The organism is Paenarthrobacter sp. PAE-2 (assembly GCF_026013155.1).
Taxonomy (GTDB): Bacteria; Actinomycetota; Actinomycetes; order Actinomycetales; family Micrococcaceae; genus Arthrobacter; species Arthrobacter ureafaciens.
Window position 1 is genome coordinate 1 of sequence record NZ_JAPDNV010000018.1, and the last position, 26,791, is coordinate 26,791.

Annotated in this window: 19 protein-coding genes and 1 pseudogene; 17 read left to right on the forward strand and 3 right to left on the reverse strand. The window is 62.7% G+C overall.

The annotated features are described in order from the left end of the window. The 4 genes and pseudogenes from OCL88_RS12465 to OCL88_RS12475 form a co-directional block, all read left to right on the forward strand. A partial coding sequence (locus tag OCL88_RS12465; RefSeq protein WP_264962720.1) for an IS481 family transposase occupies nucleotides 1-656 on the forward strand: 656 nt, incomplete at its 5' end. Nucleotides 657-1,456: 800 nt separating this feature from the next. Next, a pseudogene (locus tag OCL88_RS21280) lies at nucleotides 1,457-1,603 on the forward strand (AAA family ATPase); the annotation flags it as partial. Between the two features lie 24 nt (nucleotides 1,604-1,627). Next, the gene (locus OCL88_RS12470) at nucleotides 1,628-3,157 is read left to right on the forward strand and encodes an ATP-dependent nuclease (RefSeq protein WP_264962721.1); all 1,530 of its coding nucleotides are present in this window, start codon (nucleotides 1,628-1,630) and stop codon (nucleotides 3,155-3,157) included. Nucleotides 3,158-3,206: 49 nt separating this feature from the next. Beyond that, entirely contained in the window at nucleotides 3,207-4,847 is a 1,641-nt protein-coding gene (locus tag OCL88_RS12475; RefSeq protein ID WP_264962722.1) for an ATP-dependent helicase, read from the forward strand. A 91-nt stretch (nucleotides 4,848-4,938) separates the two neighbouring features. On the opposite strand, the gene OCL88_RS12480 is transcribed toward OCL88_RS12475, so the two are convergent. Next, a protein-coding gene (locus tag OCL88_RS12480; protein WP_156784043.1) for an IS3 family transposase occupies nucleotides 4,939-6,086 on the reverse strand; the annotation gives its coding sequence in 2 pieces (ribosomal slippage) (nucleotides 4,939-5,813 and nucleotides 5,813-6,086; 1,149 coding nt in all). An 866-nt stretch (nucleotides 6,087-6,952) separates the two neighbouring features. On the opposite strand from OCL88_RS12480, the gene OCL88_RS12485 reads away from it, so the two are divergent. The 5 genes from OCL88_RS12485 (at nucleotide 6,953) to OCL88_RS12505 (ending at nucleotide 12,147) form a co-directional block, all read left to right on the forward strand. Then, entirely contained in the window at nucleotides 6,953-8,371 is a 1,419-nt protein-coding gene (locus OCL88_RS12485; RefSeq protein WP_210730854.1) for an adenylosuccinate lyase family protein, read from the forward strand. Then, the gene (locus tag OCL88_RS12490) at nucleotides 8,368-9,900 is read left to right on the forward strand and encodes an SLC13 family permease (RefSeq protein ID WP_168529329.1); all 1,533 of its coding nucleotides are present in this window, start codon (nucleotides 8,368-8,370) and stop codon (nucleotides 9,898-9,900) included. Before OCL88_RS12485 ends, OCL88_RS12490 begins: the two co-directional genes overlap by 4 nt. Before the next feature lie 41 nt (nucleotides 9,901-9,941). Further along, nucleotides 9,942-10,922 (forward strand): LacI family DNA-binding transcriptional regulator, encoded by a 981-nt coding sequence (locus OCL88_RS12495; RefSeq protein WP_168529331.1) that lies wholly within the window; start codon nucleotides 9,942-9,944, stop codon nucleotides 10,920-10,922. A gap of 326 nt (nucleotides 10,923-11,248) precedes the next feature. Beyond that, a complete protein-coding gene (locus OCL88_RS12500) occupies nucleotides 11,249-11,413 on the forward strand; it encodes a DUF3188 domain-containing protein (RefSeq protein ID WP_210730858.1) in 165 nt (54 codons plus the stop codon). Nucleotides 11,414-11,784: 371 nt separating this feature from the next. Then, complete coding sequence (locus OCL88_RS12505; protein WP_168529335.1) at nucleotides 11,785-12,147, forward strand: hypothetical protein; 363 nt, start codon at nucleotides 11,785-11,787, stop codon at nucleotides 12,145-12,147. Nucleotides 12,148-12,441: 294 nt separating this feature from the next. Here OCL88_RS12505 and OCL88_RS12510 read toward each other — a convergent pair whose 3' ends face one another. After that, nucleotides 12,442-13,740, reverse strand: coding sequence for an alpha/beta hydrolase (locus tag OCL88_RS12510; RefSeq protein ID WP_264962723.1), 1,299 nt, complete (start codon nucleotides 13,738-13,740; stop codon nucleotides 12,442-12,444). A gap of 500 nt (nucleotides 13,741-14,240) precedes the next feature. On the opposite strand from OCL88_RS12510, the gene OCL88_RS12515 reads away from it, so the two are divergent. The 5 genes from OCL88_RS12515 (at nucleotide 14,241) to OCL88_RS12535 (ending at nucleotide 18,271) form a co-directional block, all read left to right on the forward strand. Then, a complete protein-coding gene (locus OCL88_RS12515) occupies nucleotides 14,241-14,678 on the forward strand; it encodes a hypothetical protein (protein WP_168529339.1) in 438 nt (145 codons plus the stop codon). A 383-nt stretch (nucleotides 14,679-15,061) separates the two neighbouring features. After that, a complete protein-coding gene (locus OCL88_RS12520; protein ID WP_168529341.1) occupies nucleotides 15,062-15,694 on the forward strand; it encodes a hypothetical protein in 633 nt (210 codons plus the stop codon). Nucleotides 15,695-15,868: 174 nt separating this feature from the next. Continuing rightward, entirely contained in the window at nucleotides 15,869-16,351 is a 483-nt protein-coding gene (locus OCL88_RS12525) for a copper resistance protein CopC (protein ID WP_168529343.1), read from the forward strand. 85 nt (nucleotides 16,352-16,436) lie between these two features. Beyond that, nucleotides 16,437-17,033, forward strand: coding sequence for a copper chaperone PCu(A)C (locus tag OCL88_RS12530; RefSeq protein WP_168529345.1), 597 nt, complete (start codon nucleotides 16,437-16,439; stop codon nucleotides 17,031-17,033). Continuing rightward, nucleotides 17,033-18,271 carry a Dyp-type peroxidase gene (locus OCL88_RS12535; protein WP_168529347.1) on the forward strand — a complete coding sequence of 413 codons (1,239 nt, stop codon included), beginning with the start codon at nucleotides 17,033-17,035 and terminating at the stop codon, nucleotides 18,269-18,271. The genes OCL88_RS12530 and OCL88_RS12535 overlap by 1 nt, the downstream gene beginning before the upstream one ends. A 290-nt stretch (nucleotides 18,272-18,561) precedes the next feature. On the opposite strand, the gene OCL88_RS12540 is transcribed toward OCL88_RS12535, so the two are convergent. Then, nucleotides 18,562-19,236 (reverse strand): metal-dependent transcriptional regulator, encoded by a 675-nt coding sequence (locus tag OCL88_RS12540; RefSeq protein ID WP_168529349.1) that lies wholly within the window; start codon nucleotides 19,234-19,236, stop codon nucleotides 18,562-18,564. Between the two features lie 84 nt (nucleotides 19,237-19,320). Here OCL88_RS12540 and OCL88_RS12545 point away from each other — a divergent pair, with 84 nt between their 5' ends. From OCL88_RS12545 to OCL88_RS12555, 3 genes are all read left to right on the forward strand, one after another. Further along, nucleotides 19,321-20,445 (forward strand): multicopper oxidase domain-containing protein, encoded by a 1,125-nt coding sequence (locus OCL88_RS12545; RefSeq protein ID WP_264398859.1) that lies wholly within the window; start codon nucleotides 19,321-19,323, stop codon nucleotides 20,443-20,445. After that, nucleotides 20,442-21,677: a ZIP family metal transporter gene (locus tag OCL88_RS12550; protein ID WP_168529351.1), complete on the forward strand. Its 1,236-nt coding sequence runs from the start codon at nucleotides 20,442-20,444 to the stop codon at nucleotides 21,675-21,677. The genes OCL88_RS12545 and OCL88_RS12550 overlap by 4 nt, the downstream gene beginning before the upstream one ends. A 348-nt stretch (nucleotides 21,678-22,025) precedes the next feature. After that, nucleotides 22,026-26,771: a DUF4082 domain-containing protein gene (locus tag OCL88_RS12555; RefSeq protein ID WP_168529353.1), complete on the forward strand. Its 4,746-nt coding sequence runs from the start codon at nucleotides 22,026-22,028 to the stop codon at nucleotides 26,769-26,771. Nucleotides 26,772-26,791 lie beyond the last annotated feature (20 nt).

A 26,791-nucleotide genomic window follows, 5' to 3' on the forward strand; every position in this document is an offset into this window, starting at 1 on the left:
AGGTCCTGACCCGGTACCGGATGCCCCGGCTGGCCTGCCTGGATCAGGGCACCGGTCTGCCCGTTCGCACACCTGCACCGCAGCGCTACGAGCACGAGAACCCCGGAGACCTGATCCACGTGGACATCAAGAAGCTTGGGCGCATCCCCGACGGCGGCGGACACCGCGCCCTCGGACGCGCCAAGGGGCAGCGGAACCGCCGTGCCGGGACCGGTTATGCCTACCTGCATCATGCCGTCGATGACCACACCCGGCTCGCGTACTCCGAAATCCTCAACGACGAAAAGAAGGAAACGGCCGCCGCCTTCTGGCTGCGAGCCGCCGCATTCTTCGCCGCCCACGGCATCACCGTCAAAGCGGTGCTCACGGACAACGGGTCCTGCTACCGCTCCCGGACCTTCGCAGCAGCCCTGGGACCGCACCTCAAACACCGGCGCACCCGCCCCTACCGACCCCAAACCAACGGCAAGGTGGAACGCTTCAACCGCACCCTCGCCACCGAATGGGCCTACGCCCGGCCCTACACCTCAGAAACCGAGCGCGCCGCCACCTACCCGGCATGGCTCCACCATTACAATCATCACCGAACCCATACCGGCATCGGAGGCAAAACCCCCATCAGCCGCGTTCACAACCTCAGTGGGAATTACACCTAGATCGGCTCGCCCAAAAACCCGGGCTGTCCGTCAGCGGGTAGAGGGTGAAGGGAACCCATCGGCCAAGGCTAGGAACATTGCCCATACCGCCACAGTAAGACTCCGCGCATGGTCATGCCCCAAAGGGAACCCTGTGCGCGTTCGAGCCGCACAGTCACCAAATATTGTTTGGCTTCGCAGCGAGGTCGCTTCTACGAATAGTGTGTGGTGCCAGCAGCGTCCGAGACGGCTTGGCTCGTAGGCATTCAGTGAATATCTACAGCGCGGGACGGCTGGCGCGCCCCACTCAAATGTATCGGGAGGTAGCGACGACGGCAGTCCGGACACTACCCCCACTGTCATGCAGACTGAGGCGATCGGTTCCGTGGTCAACATGCGCCAGCCTTGTCACCGAGGGCTAGAACCCGCTTTGCCCATTTCCGCTTCATCACCGCATGCGCCGGATCCGTCGGAACAGTTCCTCTGCTGGTGGTCGGCGCCTAACGCTTCCTGTTTCCCTTTGGAGGCTCCCGATGCCCGGCATCAGATGGCCATCCGGCGTCCTGGCCCCAAGGAACGCGACCTGCCCCGGAATCCGGGGGTAAATCTCCCGGCATGACGAAACGCCGATTATCAGGTCGGTGGCGCAGATCATGAGGAGCTTCGCGTGGATGCTGTCCCGTGGGTCCACTGGACTCACCGAGCAGTGGAGTCGCTTTGCCACTAATTTCAGAGTTCTCCCCTGACTTGCTTGAATAGAACCAAGCCACGCAAGGTTTCGACCCCGGGGTTAATCGTGACGAAGATATTTGGGGCGAGTTTTGCACATCAGCACTATCCATATTTCCGGATTCCGCGGCTTGGAGACTTCCGTTGCCGTAAGCGAGGGTTTGGCTCTTATCGCTGGCCCCAACAACGCGGGCAAGACATCGGTAGTCGATGCAATTCGGACGACACTCCTACCCTTCAGCGAACGACAAGGAGATCGCTGGGTGAGGCCCACTGACTTCACGCGTTCGACTAGCGCACAGATGGGAGCGGCCGCTCCCATCGAAATCAGTCTTGACATCCAAGGTATTGAGCCGAAAGACAGCGGTCAGCTTATCTCCATATTGTCGCCCTCAAAAGGCGCGGGAACCGGTCGAATTACCCAAAGAACGGATCTCAGTGCAAGCGGGCGGTCGAGAACCCGCTATCTGGGTGGTGACCTAGGGCAGAATGACGTCGAATCCATCGCTCGGGATGCTTTCCGCTTCGTGTATCTACCCGCGCTACGCGACGCTGAGGCAGATCTTCGACCAGGTTTGGGTAATCGCCTTGCAAGCCTGATATCCGCCTTTGCGCCTGCCGACCACGCAGATAGGGAAGAGCTAGTCCGGATTATTCGCGAGGCCAATGATGCACTTGCGAACGTCAGCGCCGTCAAACAATCTGCGGCCGCAGTTCAATCCCGGATGAGTGACATCACCGGGCTCGGCCCGTATGAACAGTCTTCGCATTTAGCCTTTTCGGAAGCCAAGTACGAACGCATTATCGGTAACCTGCAGGCGATGCTTGGAGTGGGGGAACCCCAGCAACTCGCAGACAACGGACTTGGATACAACAACCTCCTCTACATCGCGGTGATACTTGCTGCGATCGAGTCGGACGACACAGTTCCATTGACCGTCGTGTTAATCGAAGAGCCAGAGGCTCATCTTCACCCTCAACTGCAGTCCCGCTTGTTGGAATATCTCAAGAAACTAACCTCCAAGAAGACGCAGGTTATTGTAACAACCCACTCACCCCAGTTCGCTTCTGCGGCAGAGTTGCACCGCCTAACTGTCCTTGCTAAGTGTGAGGAGGGGCAGGGAGCTCAAGCGAGGCATTTGAGTGAACTTCCCTTGGATAAAAAAGAGTTCGCACACTTGGGGCGCTTTCTAGACGTGACGAAGTCTGCTCTCCTCTTTGCTGAGGCAGTCATACTGGTGGAAGGTATCGCCGAACAGTTAGTCATACCGGAGCTTGCGAAACGTCTCGACGTCTCACTGAGCGAGCAAGGAATTCAAGTTGTCAGCGTCGACGGGCTCGCATTCACCCCGTTCGTGAAGTTGTTCGGGCCCAAAGGTCTTCGAGGGAAATGCGCCATCGTCTCGGATTCAGACCCAAGAACGGATAAGCAGGGCAATTTGATCCCCGTGTCCGCCGTAGCGGAGGGCTTGAAGACGTTTGAGTCGGTGCAACACAAGGTGCAGTTAGCTGCTAAGACATTTGAATGGGACTTGGCATTCGCCAACTTTGAATCGAAAGAGCTAATCCTCGAAGCCCTCAAAGAAGTCCGACCTCAGGTGGGCAAGGAGGTAGAAAATACGACCTTTTCCTCAGCAACAGCTTTCGCTGACGAGGTTCTAGCCCGAATCGAAGACTATAAGGGACGGTTCGCCCAAGAGCTGGCGGCACTTCTGCACTCCCGCCCACAAATGACGTTTGCAGTGCCGTCATACCTTGAGGCAACGTTGACTTGGATCACCGATGGATCCTGATTTTTGGGCCCCACCTTCTCCGGGGGGTAAGTCATTTGGTCTCTCGCCCATGCAGTTCGCGGCAATGATCGGCACGCGAGATGTCTTCCTGGAAGCCTGTCCAGGGGCGGGGAAGACAACCGCCGTGGCGGGCCGGGTAGCGTGGCTCCATGGGCAAGGAGCCAAGCTTGCCCTGATTTCTTTCACTAACACTGGCGCTGATGAGATGTCGCTCAAGGTGAAAAGGGATCACGGCGTAGCGCTTAACGGAGAAGGATTCTCCGGTACTATTCATTCCTTTCTACAGAAATACGTGCTGACCCCCTTCGCTCACATACTTGTCGGAGGTAGCACAGCAGTGCGAATAGATCCTGAGATGGTGCGCTCAATGGATCCGCCAAATATCGATACGACCAGGTACACCTATCACTCGGATGGCAGGATCGGGCACAATGATCCATCCAAGAGCCTGGAAGCCGGAGACGACGTTGCCGCCATCGGGGACGCAAAGCAACAAGCTATCCTAGCCGGATTCGTAACACCCAATGACGCGATTTACTGGTCAGTAAGGGTTTTGGCTGAGGTCCCGGGCGTGGCTGCTGCGCTGGCTAGGAGATTCGACGAAATCATCGTTGATGAAGCTCAGGATACGTCAAGGCTCCAGCTCTGGAGCCTCAGTTGGATCAAAGCGAACGGACTAGGATCTCTAGTCCTGGTCGGCGACTACGACCAGTCCATCTACGCTTTCAACGGAGCCAGTACGGACGACTGCAAAGAAAGCGCGAGAAAGTGGGGACTTCATAGTCAACCCCTGACGGAAAACTACCGATCATCACAAAGGATTTGCGATGCTGCAGGCAGGCTACGCGGCGCCATCCCTCCCGATGTAGCTGTAGGAAGCGATAAGGACTGCCAAATCCCACCCCTTGTCTTTCGGTACTCTCCAGGACAAGAGCAAGGCATTAGCGCACGCTTTCAAGCACTGGCCTCTGCCCACGGCATCGAGTCGTCAGATGCCGTAGTTCTCGCGGCCTCCAACGCCACCTGCGCCCAGATCCGAGGAGAGCGGCTGGACTTGTTGCCGCGGGATTTGACCATACTTTTCGAAGCCAAGACACTGACCAGCGGACCCACGATGGCCTTGTACCGGAAAGTAGAAAATCTCCTCCGACGGCTCGCTTTCGGGGGTCGTCCAAACACCGCTGATCCTCTAACAGTGCGAAACCATGTGGTACAGCTGATAGAGGCGCTGCCAACTCCTGCTGGAGATGTGCGGTCATGGGCGGAAACGTCGGTTCGAGTCACAGATTCTCTTGTTCGGGCGATCACTCCAAATCCTGAGTCATCGCTAGAACTAGAATTGTCTAGTGTGCTGGGAGAGCTCAAGGGCGCCAGCAGCCCGACAGCTAGTGCGCCGATTCGAGTTTCAACAATTCATGGGGTCAAAGGAGAATCCATTGGCGCTGTAGCACTAGTTATGTCCCCGCAGACTGACCGTCAACGCCAATATGGTTATCCCGGACCAGCCGGTGTCTTGGCTGCTCGTCTTGGCGACCCGATGACGTCGACCCTCGATGACGACGAATCCTTGAGGCGGTCTTATGTAGCGATGACACGAGCGCGGAAATTGCTTGCCATAGGCATTCCTTCCACAGACGATCCGCCCGTCCTCCAAAACTTCCTTCGTGCCGGCTTTCACCTAGTGTCGTAGCTGTCCGCAATGGCCTGAGTCGTAGCAACCTTGCTCATCGCCCTAATACCAGGAGGTTGCCCTGATTGGGCCCCCGTTAGCAGTCCAGCGTCTATGCGATAGCTAATTGGTTTTCTTGCGTCCAGGTTTCCCAGTAGCGTTTCGGCGTCATGCCGTCCAGGGATCCGTGGGGCCGTTCATGATTGTAGATAGTCTTCCATTCCTCGGCCAAATACTTCGCTTCGGCCATGGTGTCCATGATCTCTCCGGAGAGTTGTTCCCTTCTGAATTGGGCGTTGAAGGATTCGATGAAGCCGTTCTGCCAAGGTGAGCCCGGGTCGATGAAGGCGGTGTCGACTCCGGCGGTATCGCACCAGTCGATCAGTGCGGCGGCGGTGAATTCGGGGCCGTTGTCACACCTGAGGTATGTCGGTGCGGTGCCGGTTTCGGCGATGATGTTCTCCAGCACCGCGACCACGTCAGTGGCTTTGAACGACCTTCGCGGGATGACGGCCAGCGCCGTGCGGGTGTATTCATCGATGACGTTGAGGAACCGGATGTGCCGGCCGCAGGAGGTCACGTCGGATTGGAAGTCGAAGCTGACCACGTGCATCGGATACTGGGCTGTGAGGCGTTTCTGTTCCCCGGCGCCGGGCCCGGTGCGGCGCTTCTTCCGGGCTCTGGGTTTGCAGGTCAGGCCTTCGTCGCGCCAGAGCCTGCGGATGCGCTTCCTGTTCAGCGCTACCCCGTCCCACGCCGGCTGGGCCAGCAGGTGCCAGCGGGCCTTCCGCCAGCCCCACGCCGGGTGCTTCATTGCGATGGCACGCAGCTCCGAGCGGAGCTGCGCCTCTTCGAAGCCCATGTCGGGTTTCTTTTTGCGGAACGCGGACCGGTTCTGCCCCAAGACCTTGCAGGCGAAGCGTTCGGATGCCCCGAACTTCTCCACCGCCATGCGCACGGCACGGCGACGTGGTTCGGGGCTCAGAATTTTCCCTTCGCCACCTCGTTCAGGATGTCGATCGCCAGTTCCTTCTCCGCCAGCAACCGCTTGAGCCGGGCGTTCTCCTTCTCCAGCTCCTTGGTCCGCTTGGACGCTTCGGCGTTCTTCTCAGACCCGTACTGGTTCAGCCAGCGGTACCAAGTCGCCTCGGTGACCTGGAGCTCCTTGACGACCTCGACCATCGGACGGCCATCATTGAGCATCTTTTGGCCCTGCCGGACCTTAGCGATGACCTGCTCCGGGGTGTGTCTGCGTGCCATGATTCGTGAATTACCTCCTGTGTCCATTCTCGGACACGAAACTCACACAAACACTGGACTACGCTCCGGGGACCCAACCAGCCCCAACCTTGATTACCTGCTCGCTCTTGTCCAGGGCGTCATGGGCGCAGGTGTCCGTATCGAGTTCGTGAAGAGAGCCTTGTCTCCACCGGCCAAAACTCCCTCATGGCCCACTAAATGCTCTCAGTCATGGGTGCTTTCGCACAATTCGCACCGGTCCCTGACCAGGGAACGGCAGTGAGAAGGGATTGCGCCGGCCAATCGCCACGAAGCATACAAGGGGGTGAAAGAAGGCTCCCTCGGCCGAAGGGGCCGAACTCGCGCATAATGTGGAGAAGGGCCTTCCGAAAGCTGTCCCTGACCGCGACTATGGCATCAGCCGCGAAACGTTCTATCAGCAGCTATGTTCCGCCGAGGCCAACTAGACCTCCTGACCAACAAACCCTTACACCCATATATGGCTCCACGACTGCCAGTTATCGCGCTCCCACAGCCTGACGAAATCATTATTATCGGCGTTGCGACCCAGTCGCAATTGGACGAGCGGATCGTACACTAGACGATGCCGGCTGGTGGGCGCCTATGTGCCTCTTTGAAGCCAGCTCGATCCGACAGGCGAGCTTGGGGATCTTACGTCGGCCTCTATGTGCGAAACCCTGAAGGCGAGCCAGTCACGCCCAGGCCATTGCGGTGCTCGATTTAAACCAATCCCACTCGCGTGTGATGTTGACAACATGCACATGAAGGCGTCTAATGGATTCGAATCCACTCCCTCTGTCTTCCTTAGTTGGGAATCGAGTGGATTCGAATCCACTGCAAAGACGCACACGAAGGCAGGCAACGTTTTGACCTCCACCCCTTTCTCCCTACTCATGCACCTCGTCGGAGACGAGCGCCAGGCTGAGCTGTTTTCCCCGGCCGAATCAGTTGAGTCGTGGCTTGCCGCGGAGCGGGCTCTCGCGCTGGCGCAGGCCGAGTTGGGCATCATCGCCCACGACGATGCTCAGGCGATTGCCAAGGCAGCTGTTCCCGCGAACGTCGACGCGGAGCGGTTGTGGGGATCGGCCCGTAACGTTGGATACCCGATTCTGGGCATTGTCCGTGAAATTGCGGCTGCCCTGCCTGATGGCGCCAATGGTCGCGTTCACTACGGTGCGACCACGCAGGACATCATGGATACCGGCTTGGCCCTGCAGCTCAAGCGATCAATGAAGCTGCTCGACGAAGAGTTGGGCCAGGTGGGCGACCGTCTCGCCGAGCAGGTCGCTACGCACAGCGACACGATCATGGCCGGGCGCACTCATGCCCAGCAGGCCGTCCCCACGACGTTCGGGGCAACCCTTGCGTCTCTTCTCGGGCAGTTCACCCGGCAGCGTGAACGCCTCGTGCAGGCTTTGCCTCGCATCGCTGTCGTATCGATGTTCGGAGCAGGCGGCACATCGGCCGCATATGGTGCACAGTCTGTGGCGCTTCGTGCCCGGGTTGCTGAATTGTTGGGGCTGGAGAACACGGATGTGCCGTGGCACGTTGATCGGGATGGTCTGGCAGAGTTCGGCTGGCTCTGCGTCACCATCACAGCCACCTGCGCGAAATTGGCACGCAATATCGTGGACTTGTCCCGGACGGAGATCGCCGAGGTATTCGAACCCTACTCTCCTCACCGCGGCGCCTCGTCCACGATGCCGCAAAAGGTCAACCCCATCTCTTCCGAACTCATCATCGGACTGTCCGGTACCGCGGGTGCCCTCGCGTCCTCCCTGGCCCGGATCCAGGAGGCAGGGCATGAGCGCAGCGCGGGGGAATGGCAGATCGAATGGCAGGTCATCCCGCAGCTCGCGTCACTGGCCGGCAGCGCACTGCGCGAAACGTTTGTGATCGTCGATGGTATGCGCGTCGATGCTGAACGGATGCGCCGAAACATGGAACTCGACGGCGGGTTGGTACTGGCCGAGGCGCAGATGATCCAGCTCGCTGCAGAAATGGGCCGCGAAGAAGCGCACGATCTTCTGTACGCCGCTTCCACCCGCGCACGAGAGACCGGATCTGTCCTGGCCGACTCACTGCGGGCCGTGGCAACCGAACAAGGCCTGGACAGTCTGCTCCCGGACAACCTGGTCCAGGCAGTCGATTATCTGGGCGAGGCTGGGTTCATCTGCGAAGCTGCAGTCAGCAAATGGCGCTCGGGCCTCCCCTTGTCCGCTGACTGCCCTCCCATCGCTGACCTTGCCGTCACCGGCGACGCACGCCAAGGAGACCTCGCATGAGCGCATTGGAAGTCACCACCCACAACGACGTCGGTGGAGCCAGCCGGTTCGATTTCATCCGCGCACGCGCTGGACTCTGGATGGCCCTTCCCCTCATGGCCATGGCACTCTTCCTCCCGCAGGATCTCCCCTGGGAGCAACGCGCAATGCTGGGTGTTCTGAGCTTTGTTGTTCTCTTCTGGGTCACCGAAACCCTCCCCATCCCAGTGACCGCACTCATCGGCATCGCGTTGCTGGTCCTGCTCGGAGTCGGGACACCAGCGGAGGTCTACTCCGCTTTCGGATCACCAACCGTGTTCCTGGTCATCGGAGCCTTCATCCTGGCCCGGGCCATGACCGTCCACGGCCTGGACCGCAGGTTCGCCCTCCGTGTGTTGTCTCTTCCACGGATCGGCGACAGCACGTACCTCACCGCGCTGGCGTTCATGGTTGTTTCAACACTGCTGGCCATGCTGGTCTCCGCCTCGGCCACCGCTGCCATGCTCCTGCCCATCGGCATCGGCGTCGTCCGGACCGTCGGGGACCTCATCCACGATCCCGCCAGCGGATCCAAAAGCTACCAGACACGGTTCTCCTGCATGCTCATGCTGGCCATCGCCTACGGCGCCGGCGTCGGATCGGTCCTGACCCCGGTCACCGGGATCGCCAACGTCATCGGGCGCGGGACCGTGGAACAGATGACCGGCTACCAGATCCCGCTCTTCGACTGGATCTCCATCTCCGGACCCTACGTGCTGGGCCTGGGCACACTCATGTTCATCGCACTGGTCCTGATGAACAAACCCGAGACGCGCAACATCCCCAACGGCTCCGCTTCCTTCCGCCAGCAATACAACGAACTTGGCCCCATGGGGCGCGGCGAAAAAATCGTCACCCTCGTCTTTGCACTCACCGTGTTCCTGTGGACCTTCCCGGCCGTCGTCAACACCTTCAACATCACCAACCCCGTGATCGACACCATTGCCTCCCACCTGAACGAAGGATCCGTGGTCGTGCTCCTGGCCGGCCTGCTGTTCCTGATCCCCATCCGAAAAAACACCCCCACCCTGGAATGGAGCGAAGCGGCAAAGATTGACTGGGGAACCGTCATCCTCGTCGGCGTAGGCCTGACAATTGGCGCGATGATGAAAGCCACCGGACTGGCCGAAACCATCGGCAACGCCGTCGCTGAAGTCACCGGGGTCAACAGCCTGATCGTGCTCTGCCTCGTCGCCGTTGTTCTGGGCATGGTCATCTCCGAAACAACCAGCAACACCGCCAGCGTGGGCATCGTTGTCCCGATCATCATCCCCATCGCAATGGCCATCGGAGTCGACCCACTCATCCCCGCCATGGCCGCCATCTTCGGCGGAAACGCCGGCGCGATGCTCCCGGTCTCCACACCACCGAACGCCATCGTCTACGGATCCGGCTACGTCCCGATGCTGCGGATGATCAAGACCGGCATCGTGGCGGACCTGGTCACCATCCCACTCATTCTCCTCACCGTGATTGGAATCGGCTCCGCAATCGGGCTCTCGCTGCCCTAACCGAACAGACCGTACCCGACCCCGCTAATAGGATGGACTCCATGGTCAAACTGACGGACGTCGCCCGCGCAGCCGGGGTCGGGTACGGCACAGCCTCCCGGGCGCTCAGCGGCAAAGGCCCCGTCGGCGGCGACGCACGCACCCGCGTCCTCCAAGCCGCCCGGGAACTCGGCTACGTCACCGACGGCACAGCACGCGCCCTCCGTGAAGGCCGCACCCGCAGCGTCGGACTCATCGTCCCCGACATGACCAACGAGTTCTACACCGCCAGCGCCGAAGTGCTCCAAGACGTCCTGCGCACCGCAGGCCACCATCTCTTTGTCGCCACCACGGGCAACCACCCCGGACTGGACCAAGAAGCCCTGCAAGCGATGGCAGCCCGCCGCGTCGACGGTATCGTCCATGTACCCTCCGGCCCGGCGGCCGCGCACCAATCCCCCGTTCCCGTCGTCGAACTCAACCGCTACAGCGGCCGACAAGTACCCGCCGTGGTCAGCGACGACATCAACGGAGTCAAACAACTCACCGAACTCGCAGTAACCGCAGGCTACACAGACATCGCCGCAATCGTGGGACCAGAAACCTACAGCACCAGCCGCGACCGACTGGCCGGTTTCAAAGCCGCCGCCGAAGCGGCAGGCTTCGAAGACAGCCCGACAGCAGCCAAACGTTTCCGCATCATCTCCTCTGACTTCTCGGTAGCCGGCGGAAGCGAGGCCATGACAACTCTGCTGACCAAACCGCCCCAAGCCGTTCTCCCCCTGAGCAGCCGACTCGTGATGGGCGTCCTCAAAACCGCACGCGCACACGGGATAAGATTCCCCGACGACATGGCACTCGCCGGATACGGCGACCCCGACTGGTTCGAAATCTGGGGCCCCGGCATAACCACCTTCGCACCGCCGCTCAGCGAAATGGGCGCCAAAGCAGCAGAAACCCTGCTCGACCTCATCAACAGCGAAGACATCGACCCATCAATCAACCGACTCCCCGGAACCATAAAGCAACGTGGCACCATGTAGCCAACAACCGCTAAACCCACGCTGCCACGCGCCGAAGCGCCCCCGCCAAGGCTGAAAGTCATCCCGGTGGAGGGCTGCTGGTTTGACGGAACCACAATTATCGGCGTTGCGACCGATTCGCAACTGGATGAGAAAATCGCGCACTGAACGGTTCTGGCTGGTCAGATGACCCGCCGGGGACGACGGTGACGAACCATGGCTAAGACTGTGCACATCGCGGCCTCGGGCAGGCACAGGAGACGCCAGCGCGCCGATATGCTGGTGAGGTGCTGAACCAGTTTTGGGCTACTGCAACAAGGCCTTACAAGGTCCTTGTCTTCGGTTCAATGGCCTTAATCGCTGCCGGAATCGTTCTCTCGATTGTTGGGAATGCCTCCCAGAACCAGGGAGTGGCGTTCGCTGCGCTGCCGGTCATCGGTGCGGGGCTTGTGCTCCACGGTGCGGGAAGGGTGATCCGGGGCCGGACCGTCATTAGGATGCTTCGGAAATAGCCGGGGATTCCGTCCAGGCATTCGCAAGCCTGACGGCTGTGGTGAGAGCAGGCACCGTGGGACGAATACCCCCGGCTCTCAGTGGCTTCTGCTTCAGGGTGCCTGCTCCCCCTCGATTGACCCGCGCCTGCTGGCCGCTCCGGCGCCGCCCGGCGAACTGCTGACCTGGCATTCGCCGCCCATCACTTTGGAATACCTTTACCGAACCCAATCCGACCACCATGAACTCGTCAAACCATTCAGCTCAGGTGAGCTGGAAGCGAGGGCAGGTTTGCCTCATTGCAGAACTGGAGTTTCCAATACGCGTTCCGCGCAGCATGGTCGATCCTCGTCGGGAGGTACGCAGGGAGTGTCCGCATTAGGATGGGGAGATGAACCGTTGCCTAGCCATGTTCATCGGGATCCCTGTCCTCCTCGCTGTGGCTGGTTGCGGGCAGGTGCAGGACGCCGCCAAGAGCGTCGCCAGTGACGCCGCGTCGCAGGCAGCGACGGCCGCCGCCGACGCCGTTCGGGGTCAGATCTGCTCGCCGCTGCAGGACGGGCAGCTCAGCGCACAGGACAAACAAGTCCTCTCGGGCCTGCTCTCCACTGCCCAGACCGCCGGTGTCCCGGCCCAGTTCATCACCCCGCTAGAGGAGATAGCTCAGGCCGGCGACCAGGTTCCCGTTGCCTCGGTCACAGCCTTACTCAAGGCCTGCGGTCTCAGGCCGAGCCCGGCACCAAGCAGCAAATAGCAGCCTGCGGGGCAGTTAGACCACTCTCAATGGCACGGGGCCAAATTCCGTGCACCGGATGCCGTTCTAGCTGGATCGACACTCCAATGAGCGCTTGCGGTGATCAGTCAGCCGGACCTACAACACTCTCTCGGCCCGCTGCCGCCTTCCCAGCAAGCCTCAAGGTTCACATAGGCATAATTGACCGAAGCTTCGGTCAACCGCTATTTGACCGAAGCTTCGCCAGTCTCGGGCCGCCAGAGTGCGCTGTGAGGCAGCCCAGAGGACGAAGAGTACCCGCCAGATCGTGGCAATTCATTGGCTGATTCCCCAGCGCACTGCCATAAAGTCCAGAGCTCCCGGCAATGCCCTGGACGCCATGTCCCAGGAGTGGCCCGTGTTCGCGATCTCCCGGGTCTCAATCATGAACCCGGCTTCCCCCGCGGCCGCTGACAACACCTCCATGTAGCCGAGAAATTCAGGGTCCTTGGCGCCGGCAGCGAAATAGGCGGTTTTCCCGGCAAAGTTTCCCTGCTTCATGAGCTGCAACGGGGTCTGCGCTTCGAAGGACGCCGTATCCCCGCCGAAAGAGACGTCGATCGTTTTCTGCCGTTCCTTGGCCAGGGCGGGTTCCTGCTCGCTGGCAAACGCCAGTACGGACGGATAGAGGTCAGGATGCCTTGTGCCCATCTGCACGGCGCACGTGGCCCCGAAAGAAAACCCACCCACAGCCCACTGCCGGGGATCATTATCAACGTCGAGGGTCTGACTGATCCAAGCAGGTACATCCTGGGACAGGAACGTATCCGCCTGGGCGATCCTGCTGTCCATACACATCGTATTGCCGTTAGCGGACCCGTTCGGGTCTACCACTACCACCACTGGTGCAAGACCATTGTGCGCGGCGGCAAAACGGTCCAGCTGGCTGCGGAGCGCCCCTCCGGTGAGCCAATCGGCGGGACCGCCGGGCTGACCGGAAAAGAGCACCAACACCGGCAGTGCCGGGCGCTGAGTACCTCGATACGCCGGCGGGAGATAAATGAACGCCTCGCGCATGTTCAAGCCTGAGCGGGGACCCGGGATCGCGGCTTTTCGCAGCAGGCCTACGCTCGGAAGATTTCCTGGAGACGTCCAATTGTCCAGGTTTGTGGGGGCGGGGCCGCCAGGCTGGCGCATCAGTCCGGTTTCAAGCGGCTGAATCCGCGCCACTGCCGTTCCCAGAAGGTCGCCTACGGTTCGGTTAAGGCCAAAATAGGCATTGATCTGGACCGCGCTCAACAGGAGTACGCCAAGCAGGGCAGCCGTGGCAGCTGCCTTGCCGCGCCACCGTGGGCCTCGAAGACGAACAAGCCATAACAGCAGGGCGCCGACTCCTGCCACGGACCATGCCATGATCTCCCAGGGGAGCGTTCCCGGGAATATGTAGAAGACGTAGACCAGAAACCAATGAACGGCGGCGACGACGGCAGCTGCGAGCAACACAGCGATGACCGCCCTAAGGGCCCAGCGAACACCGCGGCCCCACAGAAGATACAGGCCGCCGGCCGCACCCGCGGTCCAGGCACACCACAGCACCGGGCCCTGCACCAAAGAGATGTCGGCTATGAAGTCCACTGCAGCTATTCCCCGTCCCCGGCGTCCTAAAGTTCATTCTCACCACGGCCGGATGCCTCCGTCAGGAGAATTCGTGTTCACGGTTTGGAGGCATTGCGCTCGGGCGGGGGCACAGACGGCGACTGTATCAAGAGCACTCATGTGCATTGCTTCTCGCTCCTGAACCGTCTGGGTAAACGCGCGACGATGCCATCGCGTTCCGCGATACGACGGAACTGGCTCCCAGTCGTCCACTATGTCCCGGCCAGCCTGACCGGCACTATAGGGACTCTCCGTGTTGTGTGGGGTTCCATCCGAAATTGACCAACAACCAGGTCAACCGCGGCATCGGCCGCCACACTAAAGCGTAGAGTGAGCAAGGCGGACGCGCGTCCCATCCGCCATGGAATCTCAAACTGTTCCGTCCGCCGCATTCGTCAGGCATACGTTCTCGCCTGAGCACCCCGATCCGGGCGGGGAACCGGCCCGCCGGAGCTCCCCGACTCGGGTAAATTGGAGGCATGTCCTTCCGAAGCTCAGCCATGACCCATGCCCTCCGGTGGGTAGCTTTCGCCGGGATTGTTTTATTCTTAGCCGGCTGCACGCAGCAGCCTTCTGTCGAAACCGCAGATATCCCTTCCTGGGAGGCGACAGCCCTGCCGGCAACTGCAACGATCGTGGCTGAGGGCTCCGGCAAGATCCTAGACACACAGCCTGTTGTCACCAGCCAGAACGTACCGGAGGGGAGCTATACCCTGACGCTGGCATGCGACGGCGGTGGCAAGGCCTTCCTGACAGCACGCGTGGGCGACGGAGAATCAGTCCGCCTCGGCGCTGCCTGCTTCGGCGCCCGGGAGAGCACCAACTTCGATGTTCCTGTGGCCGGCCCACTGGAAATCACTGCATCGAGCGTGGACGCCCCCGTTCTCTACGCCTATCACCTCACCCCCCGCACCTAGACGCACTGTTCCTCAGAATGCGCCCAGCCATCTCTCAGTACAAACCCCGGCACCTTTCCCGAGCGCGCAGTTGCCGTGTGCTGCCGACTACGAGTGGTGCCAGAGCCAAGACCGGCAGGGGTAATTAATCCGTCCTATTCGGAACTGCTGCCGCTAGGCCCTGAAAAGAGAACAGCCGCCCGGGAACGATCCACCACCGAAGCGTCCGCTCTAGCAGCAAAACGTGGGTTGAGATATTTCCGTCAACCGGAGATCCGTTTATCAGCCCGTGAAATCGACGCAGGGCAGCAGGATGGGCTTACTCTTTCGACACTGGGTAGAACTACAATGAGTGCCGGGGTTTACGTCACGGGACGGCGTGGGCGGATTTGAAGGCAGAGAAAATGGATGAACGAAGGGCACGCCTGGTGCGTGGCTGGGCGGCGGCTGCTGCGGCGACGTCCATTGCTGCCTTCTCCCATGTCTTCGCCGGCGGCTTCTCCCCGGATCCGGCGCTTCTGGCCTTGTCGCTGGCCGTTTCGGGTCTGGTGTGTACGGCTTTGGCGGGCAGAGTGTTGTCGTTATGGCGGCTCTCGGCGGGCGTTCTTCTGAGCCAAGCTCTCTTCCATGGTCTGTTCAGTCTTAACCCAGCCTCCCAGGCGGAGGTCCCCCGTTCTGGCCACGCCGGCCATGCAGACCATTTGCCGATGATGGACCCTGGCGCTGTAGCGGCCATGGACCACACCTCCCCGCTGATGTGGGCAGCCCACGCCGTCGCGGCCTTGGCTACGATAGCCGTGCTCAGACATGGCGAGGTCACGGCGGTTCGTTTGGCCATGGCTCTGCGGCTCCGGTTGATTCCATTCCTCATCGTTTGCCGCCCTTTGGCCCTGGCTCCTCAGGCAGCACTCGATCCTTCGAGTTGGCCGGTCCGGGCCCGACGAAACCTCGGCGTTCCCTTGTTGGTGATGCGTCACCGAGGACCACCGCTGCGGCCCAACATGACCCGGGCGCGTCGCGCCCTCATCACTCTTTAACCCCTGCCCGCCGACAATGCGGTTGCGGGGTGGGAAGCAGCCATGGCAAATAGTTCTTTGCGTTCTTTTCCGTGGCGGGCCCCTGACAGCGGCAGATTTTCACTGCTGCTGGCCGTGCTCCTATGCCTGGGCTTAGGCCTTGCAGGTGCAACATCAGCGTCCGCCCATGACGACTTGATCTCGTCAACTCCCGGCACCAACGAACGACTGCCCCAAGGGCCGTCGAGTGTGGCGCTGCGGCTTAGTGCTCCCTTGCTGAAAATCGGCAACGAAATCCGTGTGATTGATGCCGCATCGACCAACTGGGCTCAAGGAGAGGCCGTACTGGCAAGGGACACCCTCACCCAGCCGCTCGCTCCGAATCTGCCCCCAGGCGAGTATCAGGTCCGCTGGCGGGTGGTCTCCAGCGATGGCCACCCGGTTAACGGCAGTTATTCGTTCCTTGTTGGGGACGACGCCCAACTCGGATCCATCCCGGCTCCGGGTTCGACACAGGTCCCGGCGGGATCGGCGGCCTCACCGGCCGCCACGGATCCCTTCCAACAGGTTCCCGGTTGGATCCCTGCCGCCGGGTTCGGAGCCGTTGCTGGGCTCGGACTCTATCTGGCGTGGGGCTTCGTCCGCCGTCTCCGCAAGGCGGCGCGCGAAAGCGACTAAGCCGGCCACTCATTCAAATATCAAACTTTCCGCTGCCCACAGGCAGTCATTCGTGGCAGCGGCCGACTCCATCAGGAGCTTATTCATGTCTAAAAAGACCCTCTACCCCGTCCTGTCCATGCTCGCGGCAACCACTCTCGCACTGACCGGGTGCGGCCAAGGTACCGCGCCAACATCATCCGCTTCCGCCACCGCAAGTATGGCCGCACTGACCATTTCCGAACCATGGGTCAAGGCGGCTGATTCAGGAATGTCCGGGGCCTTTGGAACGATCCGCAACAACAGCGACAAAGACGTGACCATCATCAGCGTCAGCACCCCGGCCACTCCCATGGCCGAACTTCACGAGACGGTCATGGGAGCCAACGGGACCATGCAAATGCAAGCCAAGCAAGGCGGATTCGTGATCCCGGCCAACGGGGAACTAAAGCTGGAGCCCGGCGCCAACCACATCATGCTCATGGACCTGTCCAAACCCGTCATTGCGGGGGACGAGATCACTTTCGAGCTGGAAGCCTCCGATGGAAACAAGATCCCGTTCACGGCTCAGGTCAAGGACTTCGCCGGCGCCAACGAGACGTACACATCCGGGGAGGGCTCCTCACCGACACCCGGGTCCGCGACCAAGGAGTCCACGGGGCCGAACCACAGTGAGTCCGCGACCCGGGCCCCGTCAAAATAGTGCCAGCGAATACTGAGAAGCCGGAACAAACCGGAACGGGAGTTCGCCGTCGGCATCTGCTCTTCGGCGGTGCCGCCGCAGGCCTCGGGGCCCTCGCCGCGGCCGGGGCGCAATTGGCCAGCTCCGGCGCCGCAACCAACCCGGCACAAGCGGTCGAAGCCAATGGTTCGGAAACCGTGCCGTTCTACGGCCCCCGGCAGGCGGGGATCGACACCGGCGCGCAGGCACATGGCGTCTTCATCGCCCTGGACCTGTCGCCGGAATCAACGCCACAGCGAATTAAGTCACTCCTCAAACTGCTCAGCAGCGACGCCGCCAATCTCACCCAAGGCAGGGCTGCGCTGGCCGACACTGAAGGCGAACTTGCGCTTCGACCGGCACGGCTGACAGTGACATTCGGGTTCGGGCCCCGCTTGGTCGACGCCGTGCGACCGGAGCGGCGGCCTTCGTGGCTCAAGGAGCTTCCCGCGTTCTCCATCGACAAGCTCGTCCCTGAATTCAGTGACGGAGACTTGCTGTTGCAGATCTGTGGTGACGATCCCCTGACCGTTGCCCATGCACAACGGATGCTGCTGAAGGACAGCCGGAGTTTCACGACGGTGCGCTGGGTGCAGACAGGTTTCCGGCGCGCCTACGGTACCGAGAAACCGGGTACCACCATGCGGAATCTCTTTGGCCAGGTGGACGGCACCAGCAATCCGGAACCAGGCACCGAGGGTTTCGAAAAGGTTGTCTACGGGGACGGGAAGATTCCCGCCTGGACCGAGAATGGAACGTCGCTAGTCATCCGTCGAATCAGCATGAACCTGGACAAGTGGGACGAACTGGATCGCTCCGGGAGGGAAGAATCCGTTGGACGCAAGCTCTCCAACGGGGCACCTCTGACGGGGAGCGGCGAACATGATGACCCCGACTTCGCCGCCGTCAATCCTGTCGGTTTCCCGGTGATCGCCGAGTTCTCCCACCTGAGGCGGGCGCGCCCGGAGGATCCAAACCAGCGGATCTTCCGACGTGCTTTCAACTACGACGCATCCCCCGGAACCGGAGCATTGTCAGATTCCGGACTGATCTTCGCCTCCTACCAGGCAGATGTGGACCAGCAGTTCGTGCCCATCCAACGCAGTCTGGACGAGCTTGACCTGCTGAACGAGTGGACAACCCCGGTCGGCTCGGCCGTGTTCGCCATCCCCCCAGGATGCGCACCCGGCGGCTTCGTCGGGGAGCAGCTCTTTAGCTGAGCACCAAGGAGGCAGTGGTCGCGCGCGGAGCTTCCCGCGGGGCCACTGCCCCAGCTCTTCAGCCCGGTGTGCGCGTCGGGCAGCTTCACCGGGAGAGCCAAGAACGCCGCACCAACAACGGCCGACACCGGCCGGACCAAAACGGTGGCACGGGTCTCCGGCCCGTGTTGGTTCGCATGCTGTCCACGCAGCACCATTGCTGCGGCAGTCTTCTAACACGGAGACCACCACTGATTCTGCAAGCCAAGATGCTGGGTCCGCGGCATGGGTGAGGGTCAAAAGTGGTCCGGCTAAACGGCCACTACCCAGATCGCGTCGGAGGCGGAAGACCCCAGATCAATGCTTCGTTCCTGGCCGCTGAGACGGATCGTCGTGAGATCTGCGTAGCGGCGATGCTCCTGGACGGACAACTCAGTGTCCGGTGACAAGCCAAGTTCGGTGAAGTACCGCAGCATCTCCGGGTCTGCGTCGGAAATACGGGTGACCGTAACGGTAACACCGGCTTCCGCGGCCGAAAGCTGGGTAGCAATGGGCTGCCACTGCGGCCCGCCGATGGAAGGAATGGGGTCCCCGTGCGGATCGCGCGTGGGACGTCCCAGATGCTGGTCGATGCGTTCGATCAGTTTGTCAGAGACGGCGTGCTCGAGGACTTCGGCCTCCTCGTGGACTTCGTCCCAGCCGTAGTCCAGAACCTGGACGAGGAATGTCTCCAAGAGGCGATGCCTTCGCACCATCGTGACGGCATGCTTTCGACCTTCATCCGTCAGCTCAATGCTGCCGTAGGGTGCGTGGGTCACTAATCCCTGCGCCGCCAGCTTCTTGATCCCATCGGACACCGTGGGGGGACGCACGCCAAGGCGCTCAGCCATGGCGCCAACACTGATCGGCGTCGCGGTCCACTCCGTGGCGGACCAGATCAGCTTCAGATAGTCCTGGGCCGATGCGGAGAGGTCAGAAACAAGCATTGCTTCATACTACTTTGCCGGGCCCCGCAAATGTTAGCCTTATCGAACACTATTGTTTCAAAGGGGAAACCTAAGGAGTTTGCAGTGCCGAAATTCAGCATCGAGAAGCTGCTCACCCGGCGATCTATGCTCTCCGGCGCCGCGGCCCTCGCCGCCGTCCCGGCGTTCTCGGCGTTGACGCCCGTGGGGGCCCGCGCCAGTGATGGCGGGCAGCACGCCGGCCACGGCACCCCGAACCAAGGAGCGGCCGCTCCCGCATCCACCGGCGAGCAGGTCACAGCCAAGGCGCTGACGGCGGACGCCACCGGCATGAGCCATGCCGGCCACGCCGGGTTCGCCGGAGGCTCGGTCATGCCTGACAGGGCCGGCATCGACCCCACAGCGATCCTGCGGGATTTCGACCGGGGAAAGACCAGTACGCTGCCGGACGGCCGGACGTTGCGCGAGTGGGACATCATTGCGGTGGATAAGGATTTTGAGATCGCCCCGGGAGTGACGTTCCCGGGCTGGAGTTACAACGGCAGGATCCCGGGACCGACGCTATGGGCGCGTGAAGGGGATCTGCTGCGGATCCATTTCACGAACGCCGGCGCGCACCCGCACACCATGCATTTCCACGGTGTCCACCGCGCCGAGATGGACGGTACACCCGGCATCGGGGCCGGGTCGATCTCCCCTGGCCAAAGCTTCACCTACGAATTCGATGCCACACCGTTTGGCACCCACCTCTACCACTGCCACCAGTCACCGCTTGCCCCGCACATCGCCAAGGGACTCTACGGCGGATTCATCATCGAGCCGAAGGACGGCAGGCCCGCCGCAGGCGACGAAATGGTGATGGTGATGAACGGCTACAACACCGACGGCGGGGACGACAACGAGTTCTACTCGGTCAACGGCCTGCCCTTCCATTTCATGGACTTCCCCGTCCAGGTCAAGCAAAACGAACTGGTCCGGATCCACCTGATCAACGTCCTCGAATATGACCCGATCAATTCGTTCCACGTGCACGGGAACTTCTTCCACTACTACCCCACCGGGACCATGCTCACCCCGAGCGAGTTCACGGACACCATCTCCCAGGTCCAAGGCCAACGCGGCATCGTGGAGATCCGCTTCCCCTACCCGGGCAAGTACATGTTCCACGCCCACAAAACCGAGTTCGCCGAGCTCGGCTGGATGGGCTTCTTCGAGGTGAACCCGGCATGAGTATCGACGAAAAAACCAGCACGCCCACACCGGCCGCGGCCCGAGACGGCCGCCCGTCCATGCCCCGCTGGCTCCTGGGCCTGGGACCGGTGGTCCTGATCGCTGTTCTGATGGCAGTGTTCGCCCTGCTCAACGGCCCTGGGTTGGCCAAACTCGGCGAAGGCGCCCCTCCCAAGGAAGAAGTCACGATCGAAGACGTCCGCTTCCTTCCCGGGCAGATCCAGATCACCGCCCGCAACGAAGGCCCCGACCCGGTCACCATCGCCCAGGTGAACGTCTCGGACTATTACGCCTCCTTCACCCAAACCCGCAACACCATGGCACCGCTGGAGGCCACAACCCTGACAGTCAATTACCACTGGGTGGACGGAGACCCATACGAGATCGCCCTCGTGACCTCCATCGGCGGCAAAATCCCGGCCACCGTCGACGCTGCGGCGCTGAGCCCGGAGCGAGGCACGTCGTTCTTCGGACTCATGACCCTGCTGGGCATCTACGTCGGTGTGATCCCGGTAGCGCTGGGCATGCTGTGGATGCCTTTCATCCGCCGCTCCTCAGCCTCCTGGATCCGGCTCCTGCTCGGTGTCACCGTCGGCCTCCTTGCCTTCCTGACCGTCGACGCCACCCTCGAAGGGATGGAGCTCGTCGCCGGCAGCGGCGCATTCGGCGGGCCGCTGGTGGTGTTCCTCGGCGCCTTCGCCGCCTACCTGGTCCTTGAGGCAACCGACGCCTGGATGCGCGGGCACCAGGAACCGGCGCCAGCTGGAACACCGGCGGTCTTGCCGCCACGCAGACTCGCGCTGCTGATTGCCATCGGCATCGGCCTGCACAACCTGGGCGAAGGCCTGGCCATCGGCTCGGCCTACGCTGTAGGTTCCTTGGCGCTCGGGGCCACGTTGATCGTGGGCTTCGCCATCCACAACACCACCGAAGGCCTGGCCATCGTCACCCCGCTCGCGAAGGAACCCGCCCGACTGGGACGGCTCGCCGTGCTGGGCCTGATCGCAGGTGCCCCGGCCATCGCAGGGGCCCTCATCGGAGCCAGCGTCTACCAACCCACGCTCGCGGCTTTCCTCCTTGGGCTCGGCGCCGGCGCCGTCGCTCAGGTAGCCTTCAAAATCCTCCCCCTTATGAAAGACTCCACCGGGAAAATCCTTAACCCCCTCGGCAGCGCCGGCATCATCCTCGGACTCGCCACCATGTTCCTGACCGGCCTGCTCGTCCAAGCCTGACCGCCTCCCACCGACCGTGGCCCCTTGGGCCGGGCACCCTGGGACGCCGCCGGATCAGTACCCTCAGGCCCCGAGGCAGGCGCCCTTTGGGGTGATGGCCTTGCGGCCACCTGTCGGGGACCCTTACACTCCTGCCAAGGGTGACTGGGATGGTTCCGGTGGCTCGCCGCAGTCCGGTCGTCTTTTCCGGACGTGGTGTGCCAGGTCTGGTGTCGTCGGAACGTTCACAGTTGCCCCGGCAGTGAAGTGAAGATCGTGGTTTGACTCTGGCTGGGGAGCGGCAAGCAGGGACTGTGCGGCAGGCATGGACCCATACCGCAACAGACGTGCCCCCTCGCAGGAGTTCCGATGCCCGGTCGTTCAGCCAACCGCCCCCGCCCCACTTTCACGCGCCTGGTCGCGCCCTTGGTCCTGGCTTTGGTTGCTGCGGTGCTGCCGCTGGGCGTCCCCTCTGCCACGGCGGTCGGGCCGTGCGAGCCCGTGGTGAATCCGGTGGTCTGCGAGAACTCCAAGCCGGGCAGCCCGGCCTCGGAGTGGGACATCACCGGACCCGGAGATGACAGCATCCAGGGCTTCTCCACCGAGATCAGCGTCAACGCCGGTGATCCGATCCGGTTCAAAATCGATACCGATGCCCCCACCTACACCATCGCGGTCTACCGCACCGGTTGGTACGGCGGCGACGGGGCCCGCAAAATCGCCGATGTCACACCCTCGACCATGCGCCAGAACCAACCGCAATGCCTCAACGACCTCAGCACCGGCCTCTACGACTGCGGCACTTGGGCGGTGTCGGCGACGTGGCAGGTCCCGGCCACCGCGGTGTCCGGGATCTACGTCGCTTTGCTGACCCGGCCCGACACCGGCGGGCAAAGCCACATCACGTTCATCGTCCGCAACGATGGCAGCACCTCCGATGTCGTCTTCCAAACGTCCGATCCGTCCTGGCAGGCCTACAACCCCTACGGCGGGGCCGACTTCTACCAAGGTCCGAACGGCCGGGCGTACAAGGTCAGCTACAACCGTCCGGTAGCGACACGCGGCGGACCCGGCGGCCGTGACTTCTACTTCGCCAACGAATACCCCATGGTGCGCTTCCTGGAGCAGAACGGCTACGACGTCAGCTACATCAGCGGCCTCGACACCCACCGGAACGGCGCCCAGCTGCTCAACCACAACGTGTTCCTCTCCGTGGGCCACGATGAATACTGGTCCGGCCCGCAACGGGCCAACATCGCCGCGGCCCGGGACGCGGGCGTGAACCTGCAGTTCCTCTCCGGCAACGAAGGCTACTGGCGCACCCGGTTCGAGCCCTCGAGCGTCGACGGCGGGGAAGGCAGGACCCTGACCTCCTACAAGGAAACCTGGGCGCACGCCAAGATCGATCCCAGCCCGGAATGGACCGGCACCTGGCGGGACCCCCGCTTCGCCTCCCAGGCCAACGGCGGTGGCCTGCCCGAGAACGCGCTGACCGGCACCATCTACATGTCCAATTACTCCGACCTGCCGGTCACCGTTTCCTCGGAAGAAGGCAAAACACGGCTCTGGCGCAACACCTCCCTGACCACACTGCCGGCCGGTTCCTCGGCCGAGCTGGCACCCCACACCGTAGGGTACGAATCGGACGAGGATCTCGATAACGGGTTCCGGCCCGCAGGCCTCGTGCGCCTGTCCACCACGGTCGGGGACGTCCCGGAATACCTGCAGGACTTCGGGACCACCGTCGCCCCCGGCACCACCAAACACCACGTGACCCTCTACCGGGCTGCAAGCGGGGCCCTGGTGTTCTCCGCCGGCAGCGTGCAGTGGAGCTGGGGCCTGGACCAGGTCCACGACGGCGAGGGCGCCCCGGCGGACCCGCGGATGCGGCAAGCCCAGGTCAACCTACTGGCCGACATGGGCGCCCAACCGGCAACCCTCGCCGCCGGGCTCGTCGCGGCAACAGCCAGCAACGACAGCACGGGGCCATCGACCATCATCACCACACCGGCCAACGGGGCCACCATCGGTCACGGTGCCAGCGTCACGGTCACCGGAACAGCCACCGACACTGGAGGCGTCGTGGCCGGTGTGGAAGTCTCCACCGACGGCGGAACCAGCTGGCACCCCGCCCAAGGCAAACAAAACTGGACCTACACCTACATCCAGAAAGGCCTCGCCACAGCCACCATCAAGGTCCGCGCCGTCGACGACAGCGCCAACATCGGCCCCGCCGCGACCGCCACCGTGGCCCTGGAGGGCCCCTACAGCGTCTTCGGCCAAACCGTCCCGGCCGTGCAGGACTCCGGCGACGGTGGCGCCTACGAAATGGGCCTGCGCTTCACACCCTCGGTGGATGGGTTCATCACCGGTATCCGGTTCTACAAGAGTGCCGCCAACACCGGCACCCACACCGGGTCCTTGTGGAACTCCGCCGGGGAACGCCTGGCCACGGCCACGTTCACCAACGAAACAGCCTCCGGTTGGCAAAGCACGTTGTTCAGCCAGTCAGTCCCCGTCACGGCAGGACAGAAATACACGGTCTCGTACTGGGCGCCCAACGGCCGCTACTCCGTGCAAAACTACCAGTGGGCCAGCTCCGGATCCGAGGACGCCCCGCTAAAGGTCGCCGGCGGCTTCGGCGCCGAACCGGCCGGTGTCTACGGCACCTCCCCCGGCTACCCCACCAGCAGCTACAACGGCGGGAACTACTTCGCCGATGCCCTGTTCACCACCGTGGACAATTCACCCCTGACAGTCTCGGGACACACACCGTTCCCGTCCTCCTCCAGTGTCCCCGCCACCACCACGGTCAGCGCGGTCTTCTCCAAACCAGTCACCGCCGCCAGCGTCCAACTGACCCTGCAGTCCCCCGCCGGTCCCGTTGCCGGAACAACTGCCTATGACCCAGCCACCCGTCGGGCAACGTTCACCCCATCCTCCGCACTGGCCTTCAGCACCACCTACGCTGCTGCAGTGGCCGGCACCGACGCCCAAGGCGGCCCCGTCACCGCCGGGGGCACCTGGTCCTTCACCACCGGGGCGAGCCTCCCCGTTCCCGGGGACTGTCCCTGCAGCCTGTTTAATGACTCCACCACACCGGGCATCGCAGAGATCCAGGACGGCACTACCCTGACCCTGGGCGTCCGGTTCTCCAGCGTCGCGGCAGGTGAGGTGACCGGCCTCAGGTTCTACAAGTCCGCCACCAACACCGGCACCCACAACGGCGCCCTGTACACCGCCACCGGCCAGCAACTGGCCACCGTTGACTTCGCCAACGAAAGCAGCTCCGGCTGGCAAACAGCCCTGTTCAGCCAACCCGTGCCCATGACGGCCAACACCGACTACATCGTCTCCTACACCTCCCCCACCGGAACCTACTCGGCCACACCGGCCGGCTTCGGGCCGGGGCTGAACGTTGGGCCGCTGCGGACCGTGGCCGACGCCGGAGCCTACACCTACAGCGCAGGCTTCCCCAGCTCACGCTCAACCGCCAGCTACCTGGTCGATGTCCTCGTCAACGTCCCACCACAGGTCTTCACCCTCACCGGGCAAACCCCGCTGCCGGGTTCCTCCAGCATCGCCCTGGAAACCCCCGTGACCGCCGTGCTGTCCGAAGCCACCGGAAGTAACGGCGCCGCGCTGGCCCTGAAAACCAGCTCCGGGACCGCCGTTCCCGGGACCACCGCCTACGACCCCGACACCCGGCAGGTCACTTTCACCCCCGGAGCGCCCCTGATCGCCAGCACCTCCTACACGGCAACCGTGAACGCGACGTCCGCCTCCGGCCGGCCGCTGACCGGAGGAACCTGGTCCTTCACCACCGTCCCGGCACCGCGGACACCCGGGGTGTGCCCCTGCACCCTCTACCAGGACACCGTCCTGCCCGGCACCAGCGAAGTCAACGACGGGGTGCCGCTGACCCTCGGTACCCGCTTCGCCACCGACACCGCCGGGGACGTCACCGGCCTCCGCTTCTACAAAGCCCCCGGCAACACCGGAACCCACACCGGATATCTGTACAGCACCTCCGGCCAGGAACTGGCCACCGTCACCTTCACAAACGAAAGCAGCTCCGGCTGGCAAACGGCCGCCCTGGACGCGCCCGTGACCGTCCAGGCCAACACCGAATACATCGTCGCCTACACCGCCCCCACCGGACGGTACTCCTACACCCGGACCGGTTTCGGCAACGGGTTCTCCTCCGGTCCCCTGCGCACCGCCGAGGATTCGGGCGCGTTCACCTACACCGGCGGGTACCCCGGCTCGGCCTCCACCGCCAGCTACCTCGTGGACCTGGTCTTCTCCCCGACCCTGCCACCACTGACAATCACCTCCCGCACCCCTGCCCCGGGTGCAAGCATGGTCCCGGACACCGTCAAACCCTCCCTCAGTTTCTCCGCCCCCATCACCACCGGGGCGACCTTCACCCTCACCGCCGGCGGCTCGACGGTGGCCGGAACCACCACCCTGTCCGGCGACGGCCGGACCCTGACCTTCACCCCGGCCACTGCCGTGCCGGCCAAGGCAACCATTGTGGCCAGCGTCGACAACATCGAGACCAACCAAGGCCAGAGCCTGCCCACGACCACCTGGCAGTTCACCACAGCTGATCCGGACGCCACGCAAACCTCGATGTTCGGTGGCCAGGAACCACAAACAGCGTCCGCGCAGGACCCCTCATCCGTGGAACTCGGGACAGCGTTCGCAGTCACCGAACCCGGCACCGTGACGGGCATCCGGTTCTACAAAGGACCCGGGAACACCGGAACACACACCGGGTCCCTCTGGAATGCGGCAGGAACCCGGCTTGCCCAGGTCACCTTCACCGACGAGACCGGCACCGGCTGGCAAACCGCGGCGCTGCCCAGCCCCGTGACCCTGACACCCGGGCAGACCTACATCGTGTCCTACCTGGCACCGAACGGAGGCTACTCCTACACGCCGGCTTTCTTCACCAACACCTGGGCCGCCGGCATTTTCACGGCTCCCGGGCCTGCCAACGGCCGCTACGTTTACGGCACAGGGGGGCTCGCGCCCACCAATTCGTGGAACGCCACCAACTACTTCGTCGACGTTCTCTTCAGCACCGCCCCGGCATCCCCGGGCCCCTGACCTGACCGGACCTCGCCGCG

Bases quoted from the DNA above. Each gene is read 5' to 3' on its own strand.
- OCL88_RS12555 (WP_168529353.1), top strand. From the start codon at position 22,026: ATGCCCGGTCGTTCAGCCAACCGCCCCCGCCCCACTTTCACGCGCCTG.
- OCL88_RS12515 (WP_168529339.1), top strand. From the start codon at position 14,241: ATGTCCTTCCGAAGCTCAGCCATGACCCATGCCCTCCGGTGGGTAGCT.
- OCL88_RS12530 (WP_168529345.1), top strand. From the start codon at position 16,437: ATGTCTAAAAAGACCCTCTACCCCGTCCTGTCCATGCTCGCGGCAACC.
- OCL88_RS12520 (WP_168529341.1), top strand. From the start codon at position 15,062: ATGGATGAACGAAGGGCACGCCTGGTGCGTGGCTGGGCGGCGGCTGCT.
- OCL88_RS12550 (WP_168529351.1), top strand. From the start codon at position 20,442: ATGAGTATCGACGAAAAAACCAGCACGCCCACACCGGCCGCGGCCCGA.
- OCL88_RS12500 (WP_210730858.1), top strand. From the start codon at position 11,249: ATGGCCTTAATCGCTGCCGGAATCGTTCTCTCGATTGTTGGGAATGCC.
- OCL88_RS12540 (WP_168529349.1), bottom strand. From the start codon at position 19,236: ATGCTTGTTTCTGACCTCTCCGCATCGGCCCAGGACTATCTGAAGCTG.
- OCL88_RS12505 (WP_168529335.1), top strand. From the start codon at position 11,785: ATGAACCGTTGCCTAGCCATGTTCATCGGGATCCCTGTCCTCCTCGCT.
- OCL88_RS12475 (WP_264962722.1), top strand. From the start codon at position 3,207: ATGCAGTTCGCGGCAATGATCGGCACGCGAGATGTCTTCCTGGAAGCC.
- OCL88_RS12495 (WP_168529331.1), top strand. From the start codon at position 9,942: ATGGTCAAACTGACGGACGTCGCCCGCGCAGCCGGGGTCGGGTACGGC.
- OCL88_RS12490 (WP_168529329.1), top strand. From the start codon at position 8,368: ATGAGCGCATTGGAAGTCACCACCCACAACGACGTCGGTGGAGCCAGC.